This window comes from Allobosea sp. GW821-FHT10B12 (assembly GCF_059415545.1).
Genome location: NZ_JBWKNL010000001.1, coordinates 192,595 through 211,662 on the forward strand (window position 1 = coordinate 192,595; position 19,068 = coordinate 211,662).

At 66.4% G+C, this 19,068-nt stretch carries 17 protein-coding genes; 12 read left to right on the top strand and 5 right to left on the bottom strand.

Features of this window, described 5'->3' with window-relative positions; genetic code table 11:
• Positions 1-34: 34 nt before the first annotated feature.
• Complete coding sequence (locus AC07O0_RS00985) at positions 35-835, top strand: RNA methyltransferase (protein ID WP_494619293.1); 801 nt, start codon at positions 35-37, stop codon at positions 833-835.
• A gap of 200 nt (positions 836-1,035) precedes the next feature.
• Here the strand turns inward: AC07O0_RS00985 and AC07O0_RS00990 are convergent, their stop codons facing one another.
• Genes AC07O0_RS00990 through AC07O0_RS01000 form a run of 3 tightly spaced genes read right to left on the bottom strand, consistent with a single transcriptional unit; the run spans position 1,036 to position 3,765 of the window.
• Positions 1,036-2,052, bottom strand: a complete 1,017-nt coding sequence (locus AC07O0_RS00990; protein ID WP_494619295.1) for an ABC transporter substrate-binding protein — start codon at positions 2,050-2,052, stop codon at positions 1,036-1,038.
• Between the two features lie 50 nt (positions 2,053-2,102).
• Complete coding sequence (locus AC07O0_RS00995) at positions 2,103-2,969, bottom strand: ABC transporter permease (RefSeq protein WP_494619296.1); 867 nt, start codon at positions 2,967-2,969, stop codon at positions 2,103-2,105.
• A 16-nt stretch (positions 2,970-2,985) separates the two neighbouring features.
• Complete coding sequence (locus AC07O0_RS01000) at positions 2,986-3,765, bottom strand: ABC transporter ATP-binding protein (protein ID WP_494619297.1); 780 nt, start codon at positions 3,763-3,765, stop codon at positions 2,986-2,988.
• A 102-nt stretch (positions 3,766-3,867) separates the two neighbouring features.
• On the opposite strand from AC07O0_RS01000, the gene AC07O0_RS01005 reads away from it, so the two are divergent.
• The 4 genes from AC07O0_RS01005 (at position 3,868) to AC07O0_RS01020 (ending at position 9,531) form a co-directional block, all read left to right on the top strand.
• On the top strand, positions 3,868-4,533 hold the full coding sequence (locus AC07O0_RS01005) for a response regulator transcription factor (RefSeq protein ID WP_494619299.1): 666 nt from the start codon (positions 3,868-3,870) through the stop codon (positions 4,531-4,533).
• Positions 4,520-5,881, top strand: coding sequence for a sensor histidine kinase (locus tag AC07O0_RS01010; protein WP_494619300.1), 1,362 nt, complete (start codon positions 4,520-4,522; stop codon positions 5,879-5,881). Before AC07O0_RS01005 ends, AC07O0_RS01010 begins: the two co-directional genes overlap by 14 nt.
• 135 nt (positions 5,882-6,016) lie before the next feature.
• Positions 6,017-8,773: a beta strand repeat-containing protein gene (locus AC07O0_RS01015; protein ID WP_494619301.1), complete on the top strand. Its 2,757-nt coding sequence runs from the start codon at positions 6,017-6,019 to the stop codon at positions 8,771-8,773.
• Positions 8,774-8,793: 20 nt separating this feature from the next.
• On the top strand, positions 8,794-9,531 hold the full coding sequence (locus tag AC07O0_RS01020; protein ID WP_494620628.1) for an autotransporter outer membrane beta-barrel domain-containing protein: 738 nt from the start codon (positions 8,794-8,796) through the stop codon (positions 9,529-9,531).
• A gap of 167 nt (positions 9,532-9,698) precedes the next feature.
• Here the strand turns inward: AC07O0_RS01020 and AC07O0_RS01025 are convergent, their stop codons facing one another.
• Positions 9,699-10,658 (bottom strand): LysR family transcriptional regulator, encoded by a 960-nt coding sequence (locus tag AC07O0_RS01025; RefSeq protein WP_494619303.1) that lies wholly within the window; start codon positions 10,656-10,658, stop codon positions 9,699-9,701.
• A 112-nt stretch (positions 10,659-10,770) separates the two neighbouring features.
• Between AC07O0_RS01025 and AC07O0_RS01030 the strand changes: the two genes are divergently transcribed.
• The gene (locus tag AC07O0_RS01030) at positions 10,771-11,166 is read left to right on the top strand and encodes a nuclear transport factor 2 family protein (protein ID WP_494619305.1); all 396 of its coding nucleotides are present in this window, start codon (positions 10,771-10,773) and stop codon (positions 11,164-11,166) included.
• A 141-nt stretch (positions 11,167-11,307) separates the two neighbouring features.
• On the opposite strand, the gene AC07O0_RS01035 is transcribed toward AC07O0_RS01030, so the two are convergent.
• A complete protein-coding gene (locus AC07O0_RS01035; protein ID WP_494619306.1) occupies positions 11,308-13,575 on the bottom strand; it encodes a TonB-dependent hemoglobin/transferrin/lactoferrin family receptor in 2,268 nt (755 codons plus the stop codon).
• A 379-nt stretch (positions 13,576-13,954) separates the two neighbouring features.
• Between AC07O0_RS01035 and AC07O0_RS01040 the strand changes: the two genes are divergently transcribed.
• The 6 genes from AC07O0_RS01040 (at position 13,955) to AC07O0_RS01065 (ending at position 19,004) form a co-directional block, all read left to right on the top strand.
• Complete coding sequence (locus tag AC07O0_RS01040; RefSeq protein WP_494619307.1) at positions 13,955-15,247, top strand: flavin monoamine oxidase family protein; 1,293 nt, start codon at positions 13,955-13,957, stop codon at positions 15,245-15,247.
• Positions 15,248-15,414: 167 nt separating this feature from the next.
• Entirely contained in the window at positions 15,415-16,086 is a 672-nt protein-coding gene (locus tag AC07O0_RS01045) for a helix-turn-helix domain-containing protein (protein WP_494619308.1), read from the top strand.
• Positions 16,087-16,186: 100 nt separating this feature from the next.
• Entirely contained in the window at positions 16,187-16,957 is a 771-nt protein-coding gene (locus tag AC07O0_RS01050) for a transporter substrate-binding domain-containing protein (protein ID WP_494619310.1), read from the top strand.
• Positions 16,954-17,622 carry a hypothetical protein gene (locus AC07O0_RS01055; RefSeq protein ID WP_494619311.1) on the top strand — a complete coding sequence of 223 codons (669 nt, stop codon included), beginning with the start codon at positions 16,954-16,956 and terminating at the stop codon, positions 17,620-17,622. The genes AC07O0_RS01050 and AC07O0_RS01055 overlap by 4 nt, the downstream gene beginning before the upstream one ends.
• 13 nt (positions 17,623-17,635) lie before the next feature.
• Complete coding sequence (locus AC07O0_RS01060) at positions 17,636-18,316, top strand: ABC transporter permease (RefSeq protein ID WP_494619313.1); 681 nt, start codon at positions 17,636-17,638, stop codon at positions 18,314-18,316.
• Between the two features lies 1 nt (position 18,317).
• Positions 18,318-19,004 (top strand): ABC transporter permease, encoded by a 687-nt coding sequence (locus AC07O0_RS01065; RefSeq protein ID WP_494619315.1) that lies wholly within the window; start codon positions 18,318-18,320, stop codon positions 19,002-19,004.
• Positions 19,005-19,068 lie beyond the last annotated feature (64 nt).

Below are 19,068 nucleotides of genomic sequence, written 5' to 3' on the forward strand. Positions count from 1 at the left end.
GCTGCGCCCTCTTTCAGGACGCAGCCTTCATCACATGACCGGTTCCGGCACCGACCGCACCCGCCCGTCCATCGCCGGACAGGGCCCCATCGTCATCCTCGTGGAACCGCAGCTCGCCGAGAACATCGGCATGTGTGCGCGCGCCATGGCGAATTTCGGCCTGACCGAACTGCGCCTCGTCGCCCCGCGCGACGGCTGGCCGAGCGGCGGCGGCCTCAAGAAGGGCGCGACGGCGGCCGCTTCCGGCGCCACCCATATCCTCGACAATGCCCGGCTCTTTCCCGACGCTGCCGCGGCGATCGCCGACCTCAACCATGTGCTGGCGACGACGGCGCGCGAGCGCGGCCAGATGAAGCGTGTCTTCACCCCGGCCGAGGCGATGCCGAATGTCTCAGAGCGCATCGCGACCGGCGAGCGCGTCGGCATCCTGTTCGGGCGCGAACGTATCGGCCTGACCAATGAGGAGATCAGCTTCGCCGACGCGATCCTGACTTTCCCGGTCAACCCCGCCTTCGCCTCGCTCAACCTGGCACAGGCGGTGCTGCTCTGCGGCTATGAATGGCTCAAGACCAATGGCGGCGAGCCGGCCTTCCGCGAGAACAACCCCTCCCCGCCGGCGAGCCGCGCCACGGTCCTCTCGATGTTCGATTATCTCGAGGGCGAACTCGATCGCTGCGGCTTCTTCCCGCCGGGCAAGAAGCCGGTCATGACCGCCAATCTGCGCGATATCCTACACCGGCTCGACATGACCGAGCAGGAGGCGCGCACCCTGCGCGGCGTCTTCAAGTCGCTGGCCGAGGGGCCGAGAGCCGGCCGCGGCGAACCGAAGGCCTGAGCCCTCCCACATGGAAACGCCGCCGCAGAATCTGCGGCGGCACCTAAACGAACTGACTTCACGGGGAACCACCACCGTCATCCTGGGCGCCCGAAGGGCGTCCCGGGATCCATCCTAGAGCTCGGAGCCTTACGATGGATCCCGGAGCTGCGCCGCTACGCGGCTTGTCCAGGATGACGGCCGAGCTGATCGAAGGCGCCTCAGCTTCCCGAGCGACCGGCGAGCTGCGGCACGAACATGTCGCTCCACTTCGCCGGCTTGACCTTGATCGAGCCGGCCTTGTGCATGAACTCGGTGAACTGCATCACGCCTTCGGGTGTCGCCGTGAAGCGTGCATCCTTGTCCTCGATCATCTCCTGGACCTCGGCCGCATCGACCTTGACCTTCGAGCTCCTGGCGAAGATCTCGGCCGCCAGCTTCTTGTCCTTGGCGATCAGCGCATTGGCGTCGTCCATCGCGTCGATGAAGGCCTGTGTCATCTTCGGATTGGCGTCGACGAACTTCTTCGGCGCGAAGGTGACGTCGAGCGTCAGGTTGCCGAGATAGTCGACCGAATTGAGCACGCGGTGGATGCCGGGGCTCTTCGCCTCGATGTACTGGAAGGGCGGCGAGGTGAAATGCGCCTTGATCTCGGTCTTGCCGCCGATCAGCGCCGCCAGCGCCTCCGGGTGCGGCAGGCTGACCGTCATCGGGTCCATCTTGGCGTAAGACGCATCGCCGAACTCCTTGGCCGCGATCATCTGCAGCACGACGGCGGCGAGCGAGGTCTTGATCCCCGGCAGTGCGATCTTGTCGGCCGTGGTGAAGTCCTTCAGCGCCTTCAGCTCCGGCTTGTTCGACATCAGCCAGAGCGAGGTCGAGCTCATGCCGGAAACGCCGACGACCTCGACGCCCGGAATGCCCTTCGCCTTGGCCCAGAGCGTGACGAAGCCCGGAGCGCCGGTGCCGGCGAAATCGAGCGTGCCGGCCATCATCGCGTCGTTGATGACGTTGCCGCCGTCGAGCATCAGCCAGTTGACCTTGACGTCGCCGAGCCCGGCCGCCTTGGCGCGCTTCTCCAGGAACTGCTGATCCTGCATCACGATCAGCGGCAGATAGAGGATGCCGAAGCCCTTGGAGATGCGGACCTCGCTGACCTCGGCCCGGGCCGGGGCGATGCAGGCGGCGCCGAGCGCCAGGGCCGCGATCGCGGCGCGAAGACAGGTCTTGATCGTCATTGGAGTCTCTCCCTTTGAACCTTGGCCGTTCGGCCTTGTGAAAGCGGATGTCAGTGCTGCATGCCCCAGCGGCGGATGGTTTTGCGCTCGATGGTGGCGAAGATGATGTTCTCGACGAACAGGCCGATCAGGATCACCGTGAACAGGCCAGCGAAGACGTTCGCGGTTTCGAGCTGGTTGCGATTCTCGAAGATGAACCAGCCAAGACCGCCGGAGCCCGAGGACACGCCGAAGACGAGCTCCGCCGCGATCAGCGTGCGCCAAGCGAAGGCCCAGCCGACCTTGAGGCCGGTCAGGATCGCCGGAAAGGCGGCCGGGATCAGGATGAGGCGCACCAGCTTCAGCCCGCGCAGGCCGTAGTTCTGGCCGACCATGCGCAGCGTGTTCGAGACCGAGCGGAAGCCGGCATGGGTGTTGAGCGCGATCGCCCAGAGCACCGAATGCACCAGCACGAAGATGATGCTGCCGGTGCCGAGGCCGAACCAGATCAGCGCCAGCGGCAGCAAGGCGATCGCCGGCAGCGGGTTGAACATCGAGGTCAGCGTCTCCAGCAGGTCGGCGCCGATGCGCGAGCCGATCGCCAGCGTGGTCAGCAGCGCGGCCAGCGCAATGCCGATGCCGTAGCCGATCACCAGCGTCTGCAGCGAGACCAGCATGCGCTGCGGGATGACGCCGTTGACGATGTTGCCGATGAAGGCCTCGACCGTCTGGCCGAAGGTCGGAAACAGCAAGGGATTGCCGAGCCAGCGGCCATAAAGCTCCCAGGCCAGGGCAAGCACGGCGAGGATGAAGGCCTTGCGGACGAAGCCGAGGCGGTAGATCCGCTCGGCGAGGCCGATCGACTTGGCCACCACGGGCGCGTCGCTCGAATGAACCTCGCGGAGGATTTCGGGGCGGAAGCTGACGAGATCGGTCATGTCGGTCACCTCCGGCTCAATGATGAGCGAACAGCATGTCGTTGATGCGGGTTTCGAGCTCGGCCTGCTTGCCGGTGCCCAACTCCTCGGGCGGCACGCTGTTGAGCTCGGCCTTGACCTCGCCGGGATGCGGCGAGAGCAGCAGGATGCGGGTGCCGATGCGGATCGCCTCCTCGATCGAATGGGTGACGAAGAGCACGGTGAACTGCGTGTCGTCCCAGAGCCGCAGCAATTCGTCCTGCATCTTGCGGCGGGTCAGCGCGTCGAGCGCTGCGAAAGGCTCATCCATCAGCAGCACGTCGGGCTCCATCGCCATGCCGCGGGCGATCGCGACGCGCTGCTTCATCCCGCCCGACAGCATATGCGGGTAGCTGTCGATGAACTTGGCGAGGCCGACCTTCTCGATATAAGAGCGCGCCCGCTCCTCGGCCTCGGCCTGGCTCGCCCGGCCCGAGGCCGTCAGCGCGAAGACGACGTTCTCGCGCACCGTCTTCCAGGGCAGCAGCTGGTCGAATTCCTGGAACACCATCATCCGGTCCGGGCCGGGGCCGGTAACCGTGCGCCCTTTCAGGGAAATCTCTCCCTCGACCGGCGTCAGATAGCCGCCGATCGCCTTGAGCAAGGTCGACTTGCCGCAGCCGGAAGGACCGAGCAGGACGAAACGGTCGGACGGATAGACGTCGAACGAGACCTGCCGCGTCGCGGTGACCACGACGTCGGGCGTCTTGTATTGCAGCGTCACGCCCTCGACGGAGAGGAGTGGAGCCGCGGATGCGGCATCGAACGGGGCAAGCATGAACCCTCCCTTGCTTCGTTTCCCGGCGCACTTATGGGCGCTTGTCGGATGCGATAGCCTGCGAGACTGACTCCAGCCTGACTCGGGAAACGGAGACCGAGATTGCGCATCCTCGTCGTCGAAGACACGGCCGATATCGCCGAAGCCGTCGTGATGCGGCTCGAGAAGATCGGCCACGCCGTCGACTGGGAGCAGGACGGCCAGACCGCCGCCGAACTGATCGAGGTGCAGCCTTACGACCTCGTCATCCTCGACCTGACGCTGCCCGGCCAGGACGGGCTCGCGATCCTCAAGGGCATGCGGGCCCGCAAGCTCAAGACGCCCGTTCTGGTGCTGACCGCCCGCTCGCATGTCGACGAGCGCATCGGCGCGCTCGATCTCGGCGCCGACGACTATCTGATCAAGCCCTTCGACTATGGCGAGCTCGAAGCCCGCGCCCGGGCGCTGCTGCGGCGCAGCGCCGGGCAATCCGACAATCTCCTGCGCGTGGGCCCGCTGGTCATCGATCGCGCCGGCCGCATCGCCAGCATCGGCGAACGCCCGCTCAACCTGACGCGGCGCGAGCTCACCGTGCTGGAGATCCTCGCCGCCCGGCCGGAACGCATCGTGCCGAAGGAAGAGCTGGTCGAGCAGCTCTTCAATTTCGAGCAGGAGGCGAGCCCGAACGCCGTCGAGCAGTTCGTGGCACGGCTGCGGCGCAAGCTCGCCGATGCGCCGATCGAGATCCGCACCTTGCGCGGGCTGGGCTACCAACTTGCTGCGCTCTGAGCTGCGCCTCTCGCTGCGGGCCCGCATCATCGCCGTGCTCTCGGCGGTGCTGGCCGGTGGCGCCGTGGCGCTCGGCCTGATCGCCTGGCATTCGGCCGGGCTCGCCGCGCAACAGGCCTATGACCGGCTGCTCTCCGGCGGCGCCGTCCAGATCGCCGAGAACATCTATCTTCAGGGCGGCGTGCTGACGCTCGACCCGCCGGCCTCGGCGATCGCCACGCTCTCCGACTACGACCTCGTCTTCTACAAGGTCGTCGACCCCCGCGGCGTCGTCGTCGCCGGCTATGAAGACCTCCAGTCGCAGGCGACATGGGAGGCCACGCGCAGCGGCGTCGTGATCGAGGACGGCACCTATCAGGGCCACCCGGTCCGGATCGCGACATTGTCGCGACGCTTCGACGATCCGCTCGCCGGCGGCTGGGCCACCATCGTGATCGCGCAGACCACCCAGGCGCGGCTGGCGCTGGCGCGCGACCTGACCTCGAAGGCGCTCGGCGTCATCGCGATCATGAGCGCGCTCGCGCTATTGGCCACGGGGTTCGCCGTCCGGCTCGCGCTGAAGCCACTCGCCCGCATCGAGCAGGAGATCGCCAGGCGCACCCCCGACGATCTCAGCCCGATCAAGGCTGAGCCGCCGATCGAGGTCCGCAATCTCGTCGAGGCGATCGACGGCTTCATGCGCCGCCTTTCCGACCGCGTCGCGCTGATGCAGCGCTTCATCGCCGACGCCGCCCACCAGATCCGCACGCCGCTGGCGGCGCTCGACGCGCAGGTCGAAATTCTCTCGGCGACCGCGCCGTCGCGGCGCAAGGCCGAGACGGTCGGCCGTATCCGCGAGCGCACGACCGAGCTCGGCCGGCTGACCGGCCAGCTCCTCGACCATGCCATGGTGATTCACCGGGCCGATGCGGCCGCCCTCGCCCCGGTCGATCTCAACTCGCTGGCGAAGACCGTGCTCAGCACCGCGGTTCCGCTGTCGCTGCCGCGCGAGGTCGACATCAGCTTCGAGCCGGCGGTGCCGGCGCCGATCATCCCCGGTGACGCCGTCAGCCTGCGCGAGGCGCTCGGCAACCTGATCGACAACGCCCTCGCCCATGGCGCCCATAGCCGCCTCGTCGTCACGGTCGGCGCCGACGACGCAAACGTCTGGATCGAGGTCGCCGACGATGGCGACGGCTTTTCCGCCTCGCTGGCCGAGCTGGCCCAGCCCTTCGCCAAGGGAACGGCGTCGCACGGCTCCGGCCTCGGCCTCGCGATCGCAGCGGAAGTGGCGCGGGCGCATAGGGGTGAGCTCGTCCTGACGCGTGCGGACGGCATGACGCGGGTCAGGCTCGTCCTCGCCGGCTGAGCGCCCGGCGCGCCTTCGCCCGCCGACGAGCCGCAGCAAAACTGCCACAGAGCTGCAATTTGACGGGTTGTGAACGGCTGTTCATTGCCTCCGGTGCGCGCCCGCCTAAGCCTCCTGCTGCGGTAGGGGCGATCGATGTCGATCCGAAATGTTCTGAAGCGTGCGCGAACACTGTCGGTCCGCGGCCGGCTATGCAGTTCGACCTCGACGCTGGCGCTCGGCCTCGTCCTGCTTGCCGCCGCGCCCGCCGCCGTCGCCCAATCGGTGACGGGCACGGGCGACGTCACGCCGGGCCTGCCCGCTCCGCCGCTCGGCAACTGGATTGTCCCCGGAGGGACTCTCAGCGCCGGCGTCGCCGGCGTGGGTACGCTGACAATCGCGGCCGGCGGCACGGTGTCGAACACCACCGGCATTATCGGCCTGGGCACTGGTGGCGACGGCACGGTGACGGTGACTGGCGCCGGCTCGACCTGGACCAATAGCGCCGACCTCTATGTCGGCGTTGCGGGCACCGGTACGCTGATCATCGAGAATGGCGGCACGGTCTCGAATATCCTTGGCTATATCGGCAGGAATGCCGGCAGCACCGGCACGGTGACGGTGACCGGCGCCGGCTCGACCTGGAGCAATGCCGGCGACCTCTTTCTCGGATTTGACGGCACCGGCACGCTGACGATCGAGAATGGCGGCGCGGTCCTGAACGCCCGTGGTTACATTGCTCAAAGCGCCGGCAGCACCGGAACCGTCACAGTGACCGGCCCGGCCTCGACCTGGACCAATTCCGGCCAGCTCGATGTCGGGTATGCCGGCGCCGGCACACTGACTGTCGAAAATGGCGGCAAGGTTTCGAACACCATTGGCTATGTCGGCTCCAGCGCCGGCAGCACCGGAACCGTCACAGTGACCGGCGCCGGCTCGACCTGGACCAATTCCGCCGAGCTCATCGTCGGCTATCAGGGCACCGGCACGCTGACGATCGCCAGTGGCGGCGCCGTCTCGAATACCCTTGGCTATATCGCCTACGCCGCCGGCAGCACCGGCACAGTGACGGTGACAGGCTCGGGCTCGACCTGGACCAGTTCCGCCGGCATTACTGTTGGGAGATCCGGCACCGGCGCGCTGACCATCGAGAACGGTGGCAATGTCACCAGCAGCGGCGGTTTTGTCGGCGGCTCAGGCACCGGCACGGTGACGGTGACCGGCGCCGGATCAACCTGGACGAATTCCAGCCAGCTCTATGTCGGGTATTTCAGCACCGGCACACTGACCATCGAAAATGGCGGCAAGGTTTCGAACGCCGACGGCCATGTCGGTTATATTAACGGCAGCACCGGCACGGTGACGGTGACCGGCGCCGGCTCGACCTGGACCAATAGCGGCACGCTCGCTGTCGGCTACGTGGACACCGGCACGCTGACGATCGTGAATGGCGGCAAAGTCAGCGCAACGACGACGACGTTGGCAAACATCCCAGGCTCCAGCGGCACGCTCAACCTGCTCGGCGATGCCGCAAGCGGGCGCGGCGTGCTGGAGACCGGCCAGGTCATCAAGGGCCCCGGCTCCGCAACCTTCAACCTGAACGGCGGCATCCTGCGGGCGACGCGCAACGAGGCCGACTACATTCTGGGCTTCACCACGCAGACCATCGGCGCGAACGGCGTCGTCTTCGACAGCAATGGCTACGATATCGGCGTCCAGGCCAGCCTCGATGGCGCCGGCGGGCTGACCAAGACCGGCGCCGGCACGCTGACGCTAACGGGCACGAACAGCTATACCGGCGGGACAGTGGTCACGGGAGGCAAACTCTCGGTCTCGTCCGACGCCAATCTCGGCGACGCCTCGGGCGGGCTGACGCTGGCTGGCGGCACGCTGCTGGTCACCGGCAGCTTTACCAGCAACCGGGCGGTGACGCTCGGCGCGGGCGGCGGCACGATTGAGGTCGCATTCTCCGGCCTCAATCATACCGGTACGATCTCGGGCAGCGGCGGTCTGACCAAGACCGGCACGGGCCAGCTGACGCTGAGCGGCACCAGCACCTATTCGGGCGCGACCCTGGTTTCGGCCGGCATACTCGCCGCCGCCGGCGCGCAGGCGCTGTCGGCGGCCTCCGACTACACGATCGCCGCCGGCGCGGAACTCGAGCTCGATGTCGGGCTCGGCACCGTTACGGCCGGCTCGATCACGGGCGCCGGGCAAATCGGTATCGGGTCGGGCTCGACGCTGGAAGTTGGCGCGACCAACGCCTCGACCACCTTCAGCGGCATGATCTATGACGCCGGCAGCATCAGGAAGGTCGGCACGGGTACGCTGACCCTGACGCAGGAGAACACCTATTCCGGCGGCACCACGATCGCGGGCGGCGCGATCAGCATCTCCAAGGAGAGCAATCTCGGCAACACCTCGGGGGCGCTGACGCTGGATGGCGGCGTGCTGCAGATCACCGATACGCTGCTGCACGAGCTCACCCGCGACATCGTCTTCGGCGCGAATGGCGGCGGCTTCGACATCGTCGAGGCCGGCAATACCTTCAATGTGAGCCAGTCCTTCTCCGGCACGGGCGCGTTCTCGAAGGCCGGCGCCGGCACGCTGGTGCTGAAGAACACGCACAGCTATTCCGGCGCGACCACGGTCGCAGGGGGAACGCTGCGGGCGGGCGCTGCCGGCTCGTTCTCGTCGAACTCGGCCTTCACCGTGGCATCAGGCGCGACCCTCGATTTCGCCGGCTTCAGCCAGACGATCAGGTCTTTCGCAGGAGCCGGCACGATCAGCTTGGGTGCGGGTTCACTGACGGCCGGGTCGGACAATACGTCGACCAGCTTCTCGGGTTCGATCACCGGCACGGGCGGCGTCACCAAGACCGGCACTGGCACGCTGACGCTGACGGGAGCCTGAGCCGCCGCAGTGGCGGAGCCCTGCTCGGGGCGGACATCATGCTCTATGACGCGCCGGGCTCCTCGCTGAAGGTCGGCATCGCCGGCGGCTACAGCCAGTCGCGTTTCGATCTCGATGCAAGGCTCTCCAGCGGCAAGCTCAAGAGCGGCCATGCCGCGCTCTATGCCGGCGCCCGCTTCGGCGCCCTGCGCTTCGACGCCGGCGCGGCCTACAGTTGGAGCGAAAGCGACATCCGCCGTCAGGTCGCGATCCGCGGCTTCGGCGACCTCTTGCGCCTGCAGCGTCCGGGGCAGGTTTTGCAGGGTTTTGCCGAGCTCGGCTATGGCTTTGCCTTCAGCGGCTTTGCACTCGAGCCCTTCGCCCAGCTCGCGCTGCTCCGCGTCAGCACCGATGCCGGCACCGAGCAGGGCGGGGCTGGGGCACTGCGGGTCCTCTCCTCCGAGCAGACGCTCGGCTTCACCACGCTCGGCCTCAGGGCCGAGGCGCAAATCGGGACGATGCCGCTGTTCGCCCGGGCCATGCTCGGCTGGCGCCATGGTTTTGGCGAGCTCACCCCGCAGGCCCGCACCGCCTTCGCCCTCGGCACCAGCCCGGCCGTGGTCTTCGCCGCCCCGATCGACCGCAACGCCCTCACCGCCGAAGCCGGCCTCGACTGGCGCATCTCGCAGGCCACCGCGCTCGGCCTGACCTACTCCGCGGCAATAGGCGAACGCTCCAGAGACCACGCCCTCAAGGGACGCGTGGAGATGCGGTTCTGAGGGCCGTCAAGTTCGATTTGAGTGACTGTCCGCTTCCGACCCACAGCAGACCTACAGCTTCGCCACTGCAAGACTTCCTCGGACGCCCGAGGCACTCCAACCATCAGCGGCATGACAGCCTCCCGGCGATCACGCTGCCGGGACAAGCGATTGGTCCCGGCTAGATCTCAAGGAACAGCCGCGCCGGTCGCCGCCCTCGCCTCGACGCCGTTGCTCCCGCGCGGACCGCCGCGGATGGCGTCGATCACGGCGCGCAGCGACGGCGCCATCTGCCGTTGGGCCGGATAGCAGAGATAGTAGCCGGGAAAAGGAGCGGACCAGGCCTCGAGCAGCGCAACGAGGCGGCCCGCGGCGATGTGGGGCGCGATCAGCTGCTGGCTGGCGAATGCGATGCCGACCCCGTCGACCGCCGCCTGCACCCCAAAATCCTTCGTGTTGGTGATCAGGGGGCCGCCAATGGCAACCTCGAACCACTTGCCGTTTTCCATGAACTCCCATTTGTACGGCACCTTCTGCCCTGGCCAGCGCCAGCCGATGCAGCGATGGGCGAGAAGGTCGCGCGGATGGGCCGGCGTCCCGTGCCGGGCAAGATAGTCGGGCGAGGCGACCGCGGTCTGGCACAGCTCCGGGCCGAGCTTCACCGCAATGAGATCCTTGTCGATCACTTCCCCGAGGCGGATGGCGACGTCATAGCCCTCGGCCACGACGTTCACGACGGCGTCGTCGAGGGTGACGTCGAGCACGATCTGCGGATAGGCGTCGCTGAAGGCACGCAGGATCGGCATCAAATGGAGGTCCGCGGCCGCCCGGAAGCAGTGCACCCGCACGGTCCCGGCGGGATTGGCGCGGTGCTCGCTTGTCTCGCCCAGCGCCTCGGCCAGCTCGCCGACAGCAGGCTGCACCCGTTCGAACAGCTTGGCCCCCGCCTCGGTCAGCGAGACGCTGCGGGTGGTGCGGTTGAGCAGGCTGACCCCGACCCGCTCCTCGAGCGCACGGACCATCTGGCTCAGCGCCGAGGATGACACGCCGAGATTCTCGGCCGCCCGGCTGAAATTCAGCGAATCGGCGACGGCCACGAAGGCGCGGAGCTGGTTGAAGTCTCCGGCCGACAGAAGAGAAGGTTTCATGCTCGCCTTCGATTGCTTAGCTCAGCTTACAAGGCTGATTAGTGCGCGCGGATTAAACATTTCCATCCCCGTCTTTATACCCTGCCGGGCATTAAGCCTGAAGGGAAATACCATGACGCCGCAGGACACACCCTCGACAGGAAACATAGACGGATTGGTCGCCTTGGCGAAAACCTACTTCGACGCCGCCTATGCGATGGACGCCGACATGTTCGCGACCATCTTCGCCCCCGCCGCCTTGGTCACCCGGCGCGGCGATGGCGACAGCGTGGTGGTGACCCCTGTCGCCGCCTGGCTCGATGCGGTCCGGAGCCTGACCTCGCCACAGGAGGCCGGCAGCGTACGCGCCGACCAGATCCTCTCCATCGTCGTGACCCGCGACATGGCACTGCTCAAGCTCCGCCTGCGGATCCCGCCCCGCGAGGTAACCGACCTGCTGTCGTGCTTTTACCTCAACGGGCGCTGGCAAATCGTCCAGAAGGTGTTCGCAGCCGAGACTCTGGCCTGAAAGCGTAGCGATTCAGGACGATAGGTGGGACTGTCGGCTCGTCACCCCTGGCAGCCCTTCGCCGAACCGCCTGCCTCCATCTGCCCAATAAAAAAGCCGGCCCGTTGGGGCCGGCTGAAGTGGGTCTCGAAACTTCGACGCTCAGAACTGGTATTTGAGCGTCGCCTTCACGGTGCGGCCGGGCTCGCTGTAGTAGTCGCGCGGCTGCGGGCGCGCGAGCGGCACGTTCGCCGCATCCCAGTACTTGCGGTCGAAGATGTTGTAGACGCCGACCTGCAGCTCGACGTCGGCGATCTCCGGCGCCGGGCGCCACCAAGCCGACGCATTGAAGATCGCATAACCCGGCGCCTTGAAGCCGGTGCCCGCCTGGACCGTCGAGACGTCGTCGCGCTTGCCGGCCATCTTCGCCGAGACCTCGGCACCCCAGCGATCAGTGCCATAGGCGACGGCGACGATGCCCTGCATCGGCGGGATCGAGTTCAGGAAGATGTCGTCGGTCTTGTTGCGGCCGCGGGTATAAGCGAACGAGCCACGCACCAACCAGTTCGGCGCGAAGGCGTATTGCCCGTTGAGCTCCACGCCCTGGATATCGGCCCGCGGGATGTTGCGGAAGCTGACGATGCCGCCCTGCGGATACAGGCCGCCCACATTTGGAGCCTGAAGCTGGAACTGCTCGATGTAGTTGCGATAGGCGGTGTAGAAATAGGTGATCGAGCCGCCGAGCTGCTTGTCGCCGAAGCGGACGCCGACATCGACGCCGTTGCCCTCCTCCGGCCGCAGCAGCGGGTTGCCGGCGCGCAGATAGGTGCTCGGCCCGCCGAAGCGGCCATAGAGCTCGTCTGCCGTCGGTGCCCGGAAGCTCTTGGCCCATTGCGCGAAGACAGTGACGTCCTTCACGAAAGGCGCATTCTTCAGGAGATCGTATTCGAGCCTAATGCGCGGCGACCAGCCGGAGTCGTTCGAGGACGGCGGCAGGCCGATCGGATTGGAGCCGCCGAGCGAATAGGCCGGCGTCGCCTGCGGCTTCTCCTCGTACCAGTCGAAGCGCACGCCCGGCGTGATGCGCAGGCGGTTGTCGAGCAGGCCGATCTCGTCCTGCACGTAGAGGCCGACGAGCCGCCCGTCGACATCGGGCTGGTCAGCCTGGTTGGTGAACAGGTTGTTGCAGGTGGCGAGTGCCCCGGTGAACGAACCTGACGCCGGCCGCGGCGGGCAATTGTCGACGCCGGACGAATACTGCTTCAGCGACGACATGCGCAGCTCGGTGCCGAACGTCACCCGATGCGAGGCTGGCCCGGTCTGGAAATTCTTCACGCCATAGGCATTGAAGCCATAGGCGTTCTCCTCGCTCTCATTGTCACGTGCATAAGGCCCGATGATGCTGGTGTAGCGCCAGGCGGTGACGAGATCGTTCCGCTTCAGCTTCTGCCAGTAGAGATTGGCGTGCGCCTCGTCGAGGAAGCCACCGGGCTGCCTGTAGTCATAGGTCAGCGAGACGCGATTGCGCTCGATATCCTCGCCAGTCTGATAGGAACCGGGGCGGAAATTGCCTGTCAGCGACACCGTGCTGGTGCGGGTCTGGACGCGGTCGGCGCGCTTGAAGAACTCGCCGGTGATGCCGAAGCGGTGGGCTTCGCCGACCTGCTGATAGACCTTGCCGAGGAAGCTGTACTGGTTGAAGTCGGCCGGGTTCGGCGCCGTGCGGGTCGCACCGATCGATTTGTCGTTACCCTTGCTGTCGACCTCGTGGCCGTTGCGGAAGCCGCCCTGCAGCAGCACGGAGGTATTGCCCATCCGGGCCGCCGCCGCCGCGCTGCCGAACCAGGCGCGGTCGGTGCTGTCATAGCCGGTCTTGGCGAGCGCGCCATAGGAGCGGCCATTGCGGATCAGATCCTCCGGATCGAGCGTGCGCACCGCCAGGGCGCCGCCGAGCGCGCCATTGCCGAGCGTGGCGCCGCCGCTGCCGCCGCGCAGCAGGTCGAGCGAGGACAGCGAATCAAAATCGAAGGCCGTGGTGCCGGCGCGGCCGATGCGGGTGTCGACGATGAAGGGCTGGCGGATGCCGTCGATCGTCGTCAGCACCCGCGCGCCGTCGAGACCGCGGATGTTGAGCGAGCCGTTCTGGCGGTTGAAGGTGATGCCGGCCTCGACCCGGTTGGACAGGTCGGTCAGGCTCTGGACCTGCTGCCGGTCGAGTTCCGCCCGGGTCGTCGTCGTGGTCGTCGGCCCTTGCAGGAGCGGCGCCGCCTCGCGCTCGCCCTGAACGTTGATCTGGTCGAGCTGCACCTGATCGGTGGCCGTCGGCGGAGCGGGATTGCGTTGCTGCTGGGCGAAGGCCGGCCCCGTCATGGCCAGCACCAAGGCTCCAAGCGCCACGCCGTGGCGCAGCCCGCTGCAATTCGTCCCCATCGCCCGTATCCTGTCGGTGAGAAGCAATTCGCCCTGCCAAAGTGACTTGCCAAGTCGAATTGCTTTTTATAATGCCTGAAAACTAGGCCCCGCGCCTTACTTTCACCATCAGCGGTTATTAAAGCGCAGTTTAACTGTCAATAGACTCCCAGTTGCGTGATACATTACTTATTTATAGCAATTTTAAACTGAGATTATCATTCGTCTAAACTGAAAGACGAACCATCGACGAAGCCGCCACGCGAGCCGCCTCGCAAAGCTGTGATGGCCCTGCTCCCGCCGCACTCGTGGTCGTGTATTGCGGTGCGAAAAGCGGCTGGCATCATCGCTTCGTCACAGACACGGACCACTTTGCATGCTCGACCGCCGGAGATGGCTGATGGGTTCAGGCGCGCTGGCAGCAGGCCTCGCCGGCGGCTTCGCCCCTTCCCGCGCCGCCGAGCCTGACGTGATCGTGATCGGCGCCGGCGCTGCCGGCATCGCGGCGGCGAAGCAGCTTCAGGCTGCCGGCCGCCCGGCCATCGTCCTGGAGGCACGCGGTCGCCTCGGCGGACGCACCTTCACCGATTCCTCGCTCGGCCCGTCCTATGACGCCGGCGCGATGTTCATCCACTGGGCCGAACGCAACCCCTGGACCGAGATCGCCCGCGAACTCGGCGTGCAGACCCCGAACGAGAGCTGGGGCGGCGGCTTCCAGCTCTTCCAGAACGGCAGCCCCATGCCAGCGAGCGACCGCGCCCGCCGCCGCGGCGCCTTCGGCGAGATCGACCGGCGGCTGGAGACGACCGATCTGCACGAGCGCGACCTCTCGGTCGCCGAACTGCTGAGCGATCTCGGCCCCGACCTTGCTCCTGTCGCCTCCTCCGGCCTGCTGCTCTCGATCGGCGAGGAATCGGCGCGCATCTCGGCGCGCGACTATCAGCGGCTCTGGTCGGGCGAGGACTATGTCGTACCGAGCGGCTACGGCAATCTCGTCGCACGCTATGGCGCCGGCCTCGACATCCGCCTGAACCAGCAGGTCATTGCAATCGACTGGAGCGGCTCGCGCATTGCCGTCACAACCGCCTCGGGAACGCTCCGGGCCCGCGCCTGCATCGTCACCGTGCCAGTCGGCGTGCTGAAGGCCGGCTCGATCCGCTTCACGCCGGAGCTTCCCGCCCGCACCCGCGATGCGCTCGCCGGCATCGGCATGGGCGCGCTCACCAAGATCGCGCTCAAGGTCGAGGGCGACCGCTTCGGCGTCGCCCCGGGCACGACCTATTTCGAGGCCGGTGCGGCTGGCCGGCTGATCAGCTTCGAGCTCTTCCCCGACGATCGCAACCTCGTCATCGGCTATTGCGGCGGCGATTTCGCCCGCGACCTCTCGACCGCCGGCCCGGCTGCGGCTCGCGAGCAGATCGTCGACCTTCTCGCCGCCATGATCGGCGGCGGCTTCCGCAAGGCTGCCGGGCCGGTTTCCTTCCCCGCCTGGTGGACCGACCCGTTCTCGCACGGCTCCTATTCCGTGTGCATGCCGGGCCACGCCGGCGCGCGCGACATCCTGGCCGAGCCGATCGGCGGCAAGCTCTGGTTCGCCGGCGAGGCGACCGCTGGCGGCGGCGCGATGACGGCGGGTGGCGCGACGCTCGCCGGCCGGACCGCAGCCGCGGCCATAGCACGCCTCAAGGCGTAGCTCATCGATCCGACCGGCTCGGCCGGGCATTTCGCGGATCGTCATCCTTCGTGGAACATGCGAAGCCTTCGCCACGGCAGCTTCAGAGTGCGGCGGGCCGGGAGACGCCGCCCGATCGCGGTGAGGAGCAGGCCGCGACCAGGCCTTGCGCGCGGAGGCACAGAGCCATGCAGAAATACCTGCCCAAGCGGATCCGCCGCTCGACACTGACCGCGATGACGCCACGGCAGAGAACAGCCACCGCCTCGCCGACGCAAGGCGGTGCGGGCAGCGCCGAGCTGGCAGGATCGATCGGCCGGGAGGTGCGTCATCTGCGTCGCGCGCTCGACCTGACCGCGACGCAGCTGGCCTCAATCTCGGGCATCTCGAACGGCATGATCTCCAAGATCGAGGCCGGGACCGCGTCGGCCTCGCTCGAAACCCTGGCCGCCATCGCCCGGGCACTCAAGGTGCCGGTCGCCCGGCTGTTCTCCGGACACGGCCAGCGCAGCGATCTCTCGATCGTCTATGCCGGCCGCGGCGTGATGGTCCAGCGCCAGGGCCGCAGGAAAGGGCACAGCTACGAACTTCTGGGGCACCTGCTTTCGGGTGAAACCTTCGTCGAGCCTTATCTGGTGACCATCGATCAGGATGCAGAGCTCGATGCCTCGTTCCAGCATACCGGAACGGAGTTCCTGCATGTCCTGAATGGAAAGATGGAGTATCGCTACGGAACCAAGCACATCATTCTCGCTCCGGGTGACTCGATAATGTTTGAAGGAACAACTATCCACGGGCCGATAAGGGTAGTTGAATCGCCGATCAAGTTTATCATTGTTATAGTAAATCTAAGATTATAATGGCATTTTTGAACAACAGGAAAATATGAATTGTTGCAATTGATTTACTCTCTGGACAGGCGAACGATGCATCCCGCGTTTCACGCCAGAGGGGTCCGCCATGACGCTCAAGAGATTGATGCACGCCGCGTTAGTCCTGTTCGCCGCAAGCCTTGCCTCCGCACAGGCTGACGCCGAGACCAAGTACAAGATCGCGACGGAAGGCACCTATCCGCCGTGGAACTACAAGGATGTGTCCGGCAAGCTGGTCGGCTGGGACGTCGACGTCGCCAATGCGCTTTGCGAGCGGATGAAGGCGTCCTGCGAGATCATCGCACAGGATTGGGACGGCATCATTCCCAGTCTCCTCGCCAGGAAATACGACTTCATCGTCGCCAGCATGGGCATCACCGAGAAGCGCAAGCAGCAGGTCGCCTTCACCGACCGGTACAAGGACACCATCTCGCAGTTCGTCATCAAGAAGGGCACGATCAAGGACTTCACGCCCGAGGGCCTTGCCAAGAAGCGCATCGGCGTCCAGCGCGGCTCGATCCAGCATGACTTCCTGATCAAGACCTTTCCCAAAGCCGAGATCGTCGTCTTCGACAAGCCGACCGATGTCGAGCTCGACCTGCTCTCGGAACGGATCGACCTGCTCTTCGCCAACAAGATCACCTCCTTCATCGGCTTGCTCAAGCGGCCCGAGGCCGCGGCCTTCGAGCTCGCCGGCCCCGAGTTCAAGGGAGGCCTCCTGGGCGACGGCAACGGCATCGCCCTGCGCAAGGAAGATACCAGGCTCCTCGCCGAGCTGAACGCCGCCCTGGCCGCGATCATGGCCGACGGAACCTATGACCGCATCACGGCGAAGTACTTTCCCTTCAAGCTGATGTGACCCTGCCGGCCTCCCCAGGACCGTTTTCGGGGAGGCCGCTCGCGAACCGCAAGAGTGCTCTCATGATCGTTTTCGCCACGCTCGGCCCGGGCGGCACCAACCACGAACTCGTCACGCGACGCTACATCGCCTTCCACGGGCTCGACGACGCGCAGATCGAGCTGGTCGACGACTTCGACCAGGCTGTCGACCTCATGAAGAGCGGAAAGGTCGACTACATCGTCCAATGCGCGGTGCACCCGGATACGCCGAGGACGATCGGGCTGAATTTCCGCGACATCTTCGCCTGCGATACCTTCATCTCGCCGAGCAAGGATCTCGCGATCCTGACCCGCGTCGAGGTCGACCAGCCGCACACGCTCGGGCTGATTTACCCGGCGACCTCCTCCTATGTGGATGTCTCGCGCTGGAGCGAGCTCAAGCCGATGGCGTCGATACCCTACATCCTGGACGCACTTCTGGAGGGCCGCATCGACTCCGGTCTGATCTATCTGGAATATGCCGCGCGCCATTCCGATCGACTGCGCATCGACGAAATCATCGGCTCCCCCGACGATGCCTGGATCGTCTACGGCCGGGAGCGCACCTATCGCGAAGGCGTGCAGGCTTGCCGCAGCAGTCCCATCGCGGAGCTGTTGAAGCGTTCCGCGCCGCAGACCGCTTGAGCCGGGACGCAAGATGACCTTGCTGGCCTCGGGCTATGGACTGCAGCTCCTCTGGGGAGCTCTCGTCACCGTCTCGCTGACGCTCTGCGCGCTGGCAATCGGCACCGTGCTGGGGATCGCCGGTGCCAGCGCGAAGCTGTCGCGGCACCGTGCCTTGCGCGCCATCGGCGGCGGCTACACCGCAGTCGTCAGGGGCATTCCCGACCTGATCATCATCTACATCCTGTATTTCGGCGGGACCGTTACCTTGACGAAGCTGGCCGGCCGCTATGTCGAGGTCAGCGAATTCGCCGCCGGCGCCACGGCGCTGGGCTTCGTCTTCGGCGCTTATGTCAGCGAGATCTTCCGCGGCGCGATCGGCAAGGTTCCGAAGGGGCAGCACGAGGCCGGCCATGTGCTGGGCCTGAGCGCCGTCGCGGCGTTCATGCTGATCATCCTGCCGCAGGCCTGGCGGCTGGCCCTGCCGGCCTTCGGCAATCAAAGCCTGATCCTGCTGAAGCAAACCTCGCTGGTCTCGGTGATCGGGCTCGAGGAGCTCGCCCGCGCGGCGAGCGTCGTCTCCGGCTCGACCCGCGAACCGTTCACGGTCTTCGCCGGCGCCGCCGCGATCTACCTCGTCCTGACCGCAACCGGGACGCTGCTGCTCCAATATGCCGAGGCACGGTCCACCAGAAAATACGCGGGCGGAGCCTGACATGCTTGACCTGGGCATCGTTCGATCCGTCTTCCCCGACCTGCTCAACGGCGTGGCCCTGTCGATCAAGCTGTCGCTGCTGATCCTCGTCTTCGGCCTTCTCCTGGCCCTGCCGGTGGCCTTCGCCCGGAATGCGACCTCCCCTACGCTCCGCCATGCGTCGAGACTCTATATCCTGTTCTTCCGCGGCGTTCCGGCCATCATCCAGGTCTTCCTGGTCTATTACGGCCTGGGCCAGTTCCAGGCCGTCCGCAGCTCCATCCTGTGGCCGGTCCTGCGCGATCCGTTCTGGTGTCTGATCATCGCCCTGTCGCTCAACGGCTCGGCCTATACCGGCGAGTTGCTTGCCGGGGCGATGCGCGCCGTGCCGCGTGGGCTCGTCGAAGCGGCACGCGCGCTCGGCCTCTCGCGGGCGCGGACCCTGCAGACTGTCGTGGTCCCGCTCGCCGTCCGTGCCGCCCTGCCAGCCTACAGCAACGAGGTCATCCTCACCGTCAAGGCCACCTCGCTGGCAAGCACGATCACGCTCCTGGACGTCACGGGCGCGGCAAAGCTGGCCGCCTCGCAGACCTATGCCCCCTACGAGGTCTTCATCGCGGCGGGCGTCATCTACTTCGTGCTGACCTATTCGCTGTCCTACGGGCTGAGACAGCTGGAAAGCGCACTCGCTGTCGAAAGCCGGCACTAGAACAGCTTCAAGCGCGCCGGACATCACGCAAGACCCGCTCAATCGCTCACAAGGCTTGCCCGAC

Bases quoted from the DNA above. Each gene is read 5' to 3' on its own strand.
- AC07O0_RS00985 (WP_494619293.1), top strand. From the start codon at position 35: ATGACCGGTTCCGGCACCGACCGCACCCGCCCGTCCATCGCCGGACAG.
- AC07O0_RS00990 (WP_494619295.1), bottom strand. From the start codon at position 2,052: ATGACGATCAAGACCTGTCTTCGCGCCGCGATCGCGGCCCTGGCGCTC.
- AC07O0_RS00995 (WP_494619296.1), bottom strand. From the start codon at position 2,969: ATGACCGATCTCGTCAGCTTCCGCCCCGAAATCCTCCGCGAGGTTCAT.
- AC07O0_RS01000 (WP_494619297.1), bottom strand. From the start codon at position 3,765: ATGCTTGCCCCGTTCGATGCCGCATCCGCGGCTCCACTCCTCTCCGTC.
- AC07O0_RS01015 (WP_494619301.1), top strand. From the start codon at position 6,017: ATGTCGATCCGAAATGTTCTGAAGCGTGCGCGAACACTGTCGGTCCGC.
- AC07O0_RS01025 (WP_494619303.1), bottom strand. From the start codon at position 10,658: ATGAAACCTTCTCTTCTGTCGGCCGGAGACTTCAACCAGCTCCGCGCC.
- AC07O0_RS01030 (WP_494619305.1), top strand. From the start codon at position 10,771: ATGACGCCGCAGGACACACCCTCGACAGGAAACATAGACGGATTGGTC.
- AC07O0_RS01035 (WP_494619306.1), bottom strand. From the start codon at position 13,575: ATGGGGACGAATTGCAGCGGGCTGCGCCACGGCGTGGCGCTTGGAGCC.
- AC07O0_RS01040 (WP_494619307.1), top strand. From the start codon at position 13,955: ATGGGTTCAGGCGCGCTGGCAGCAGGCCTCGCCGGCGGCTTCGCCCCT.
- AC07O0_RS01045 (WP_494619308.1), top strand. From the start codon at position 15,415: ATGCAGAAATACCTGCCCAAGCGGATCCGCCGCTCGACACTGACCGCG.
- AC07O0_RS01050 (WP_494619310.1), top strand. From the start codon at position 16,187: ATGACGCTCAAGAGATTGATGCACGCCGCGTTAGTCCTGTTCGCCGCA.
- AC07O0_RS01060 (WP_494619313.1), top strand. From the start codon at position 17,636: ATGACCTTGCTGGCCTCGGGCTATGGACTGCAGCTCCTCTGGGGAGCT.
- AC07O0_RS01065 (WP_494619315.1), top strand. From the start codon at position 18,318: ATGCTTGACCTGGGCATCGTTCGATCCGTCTTCCCCGACCTGCTCAAC.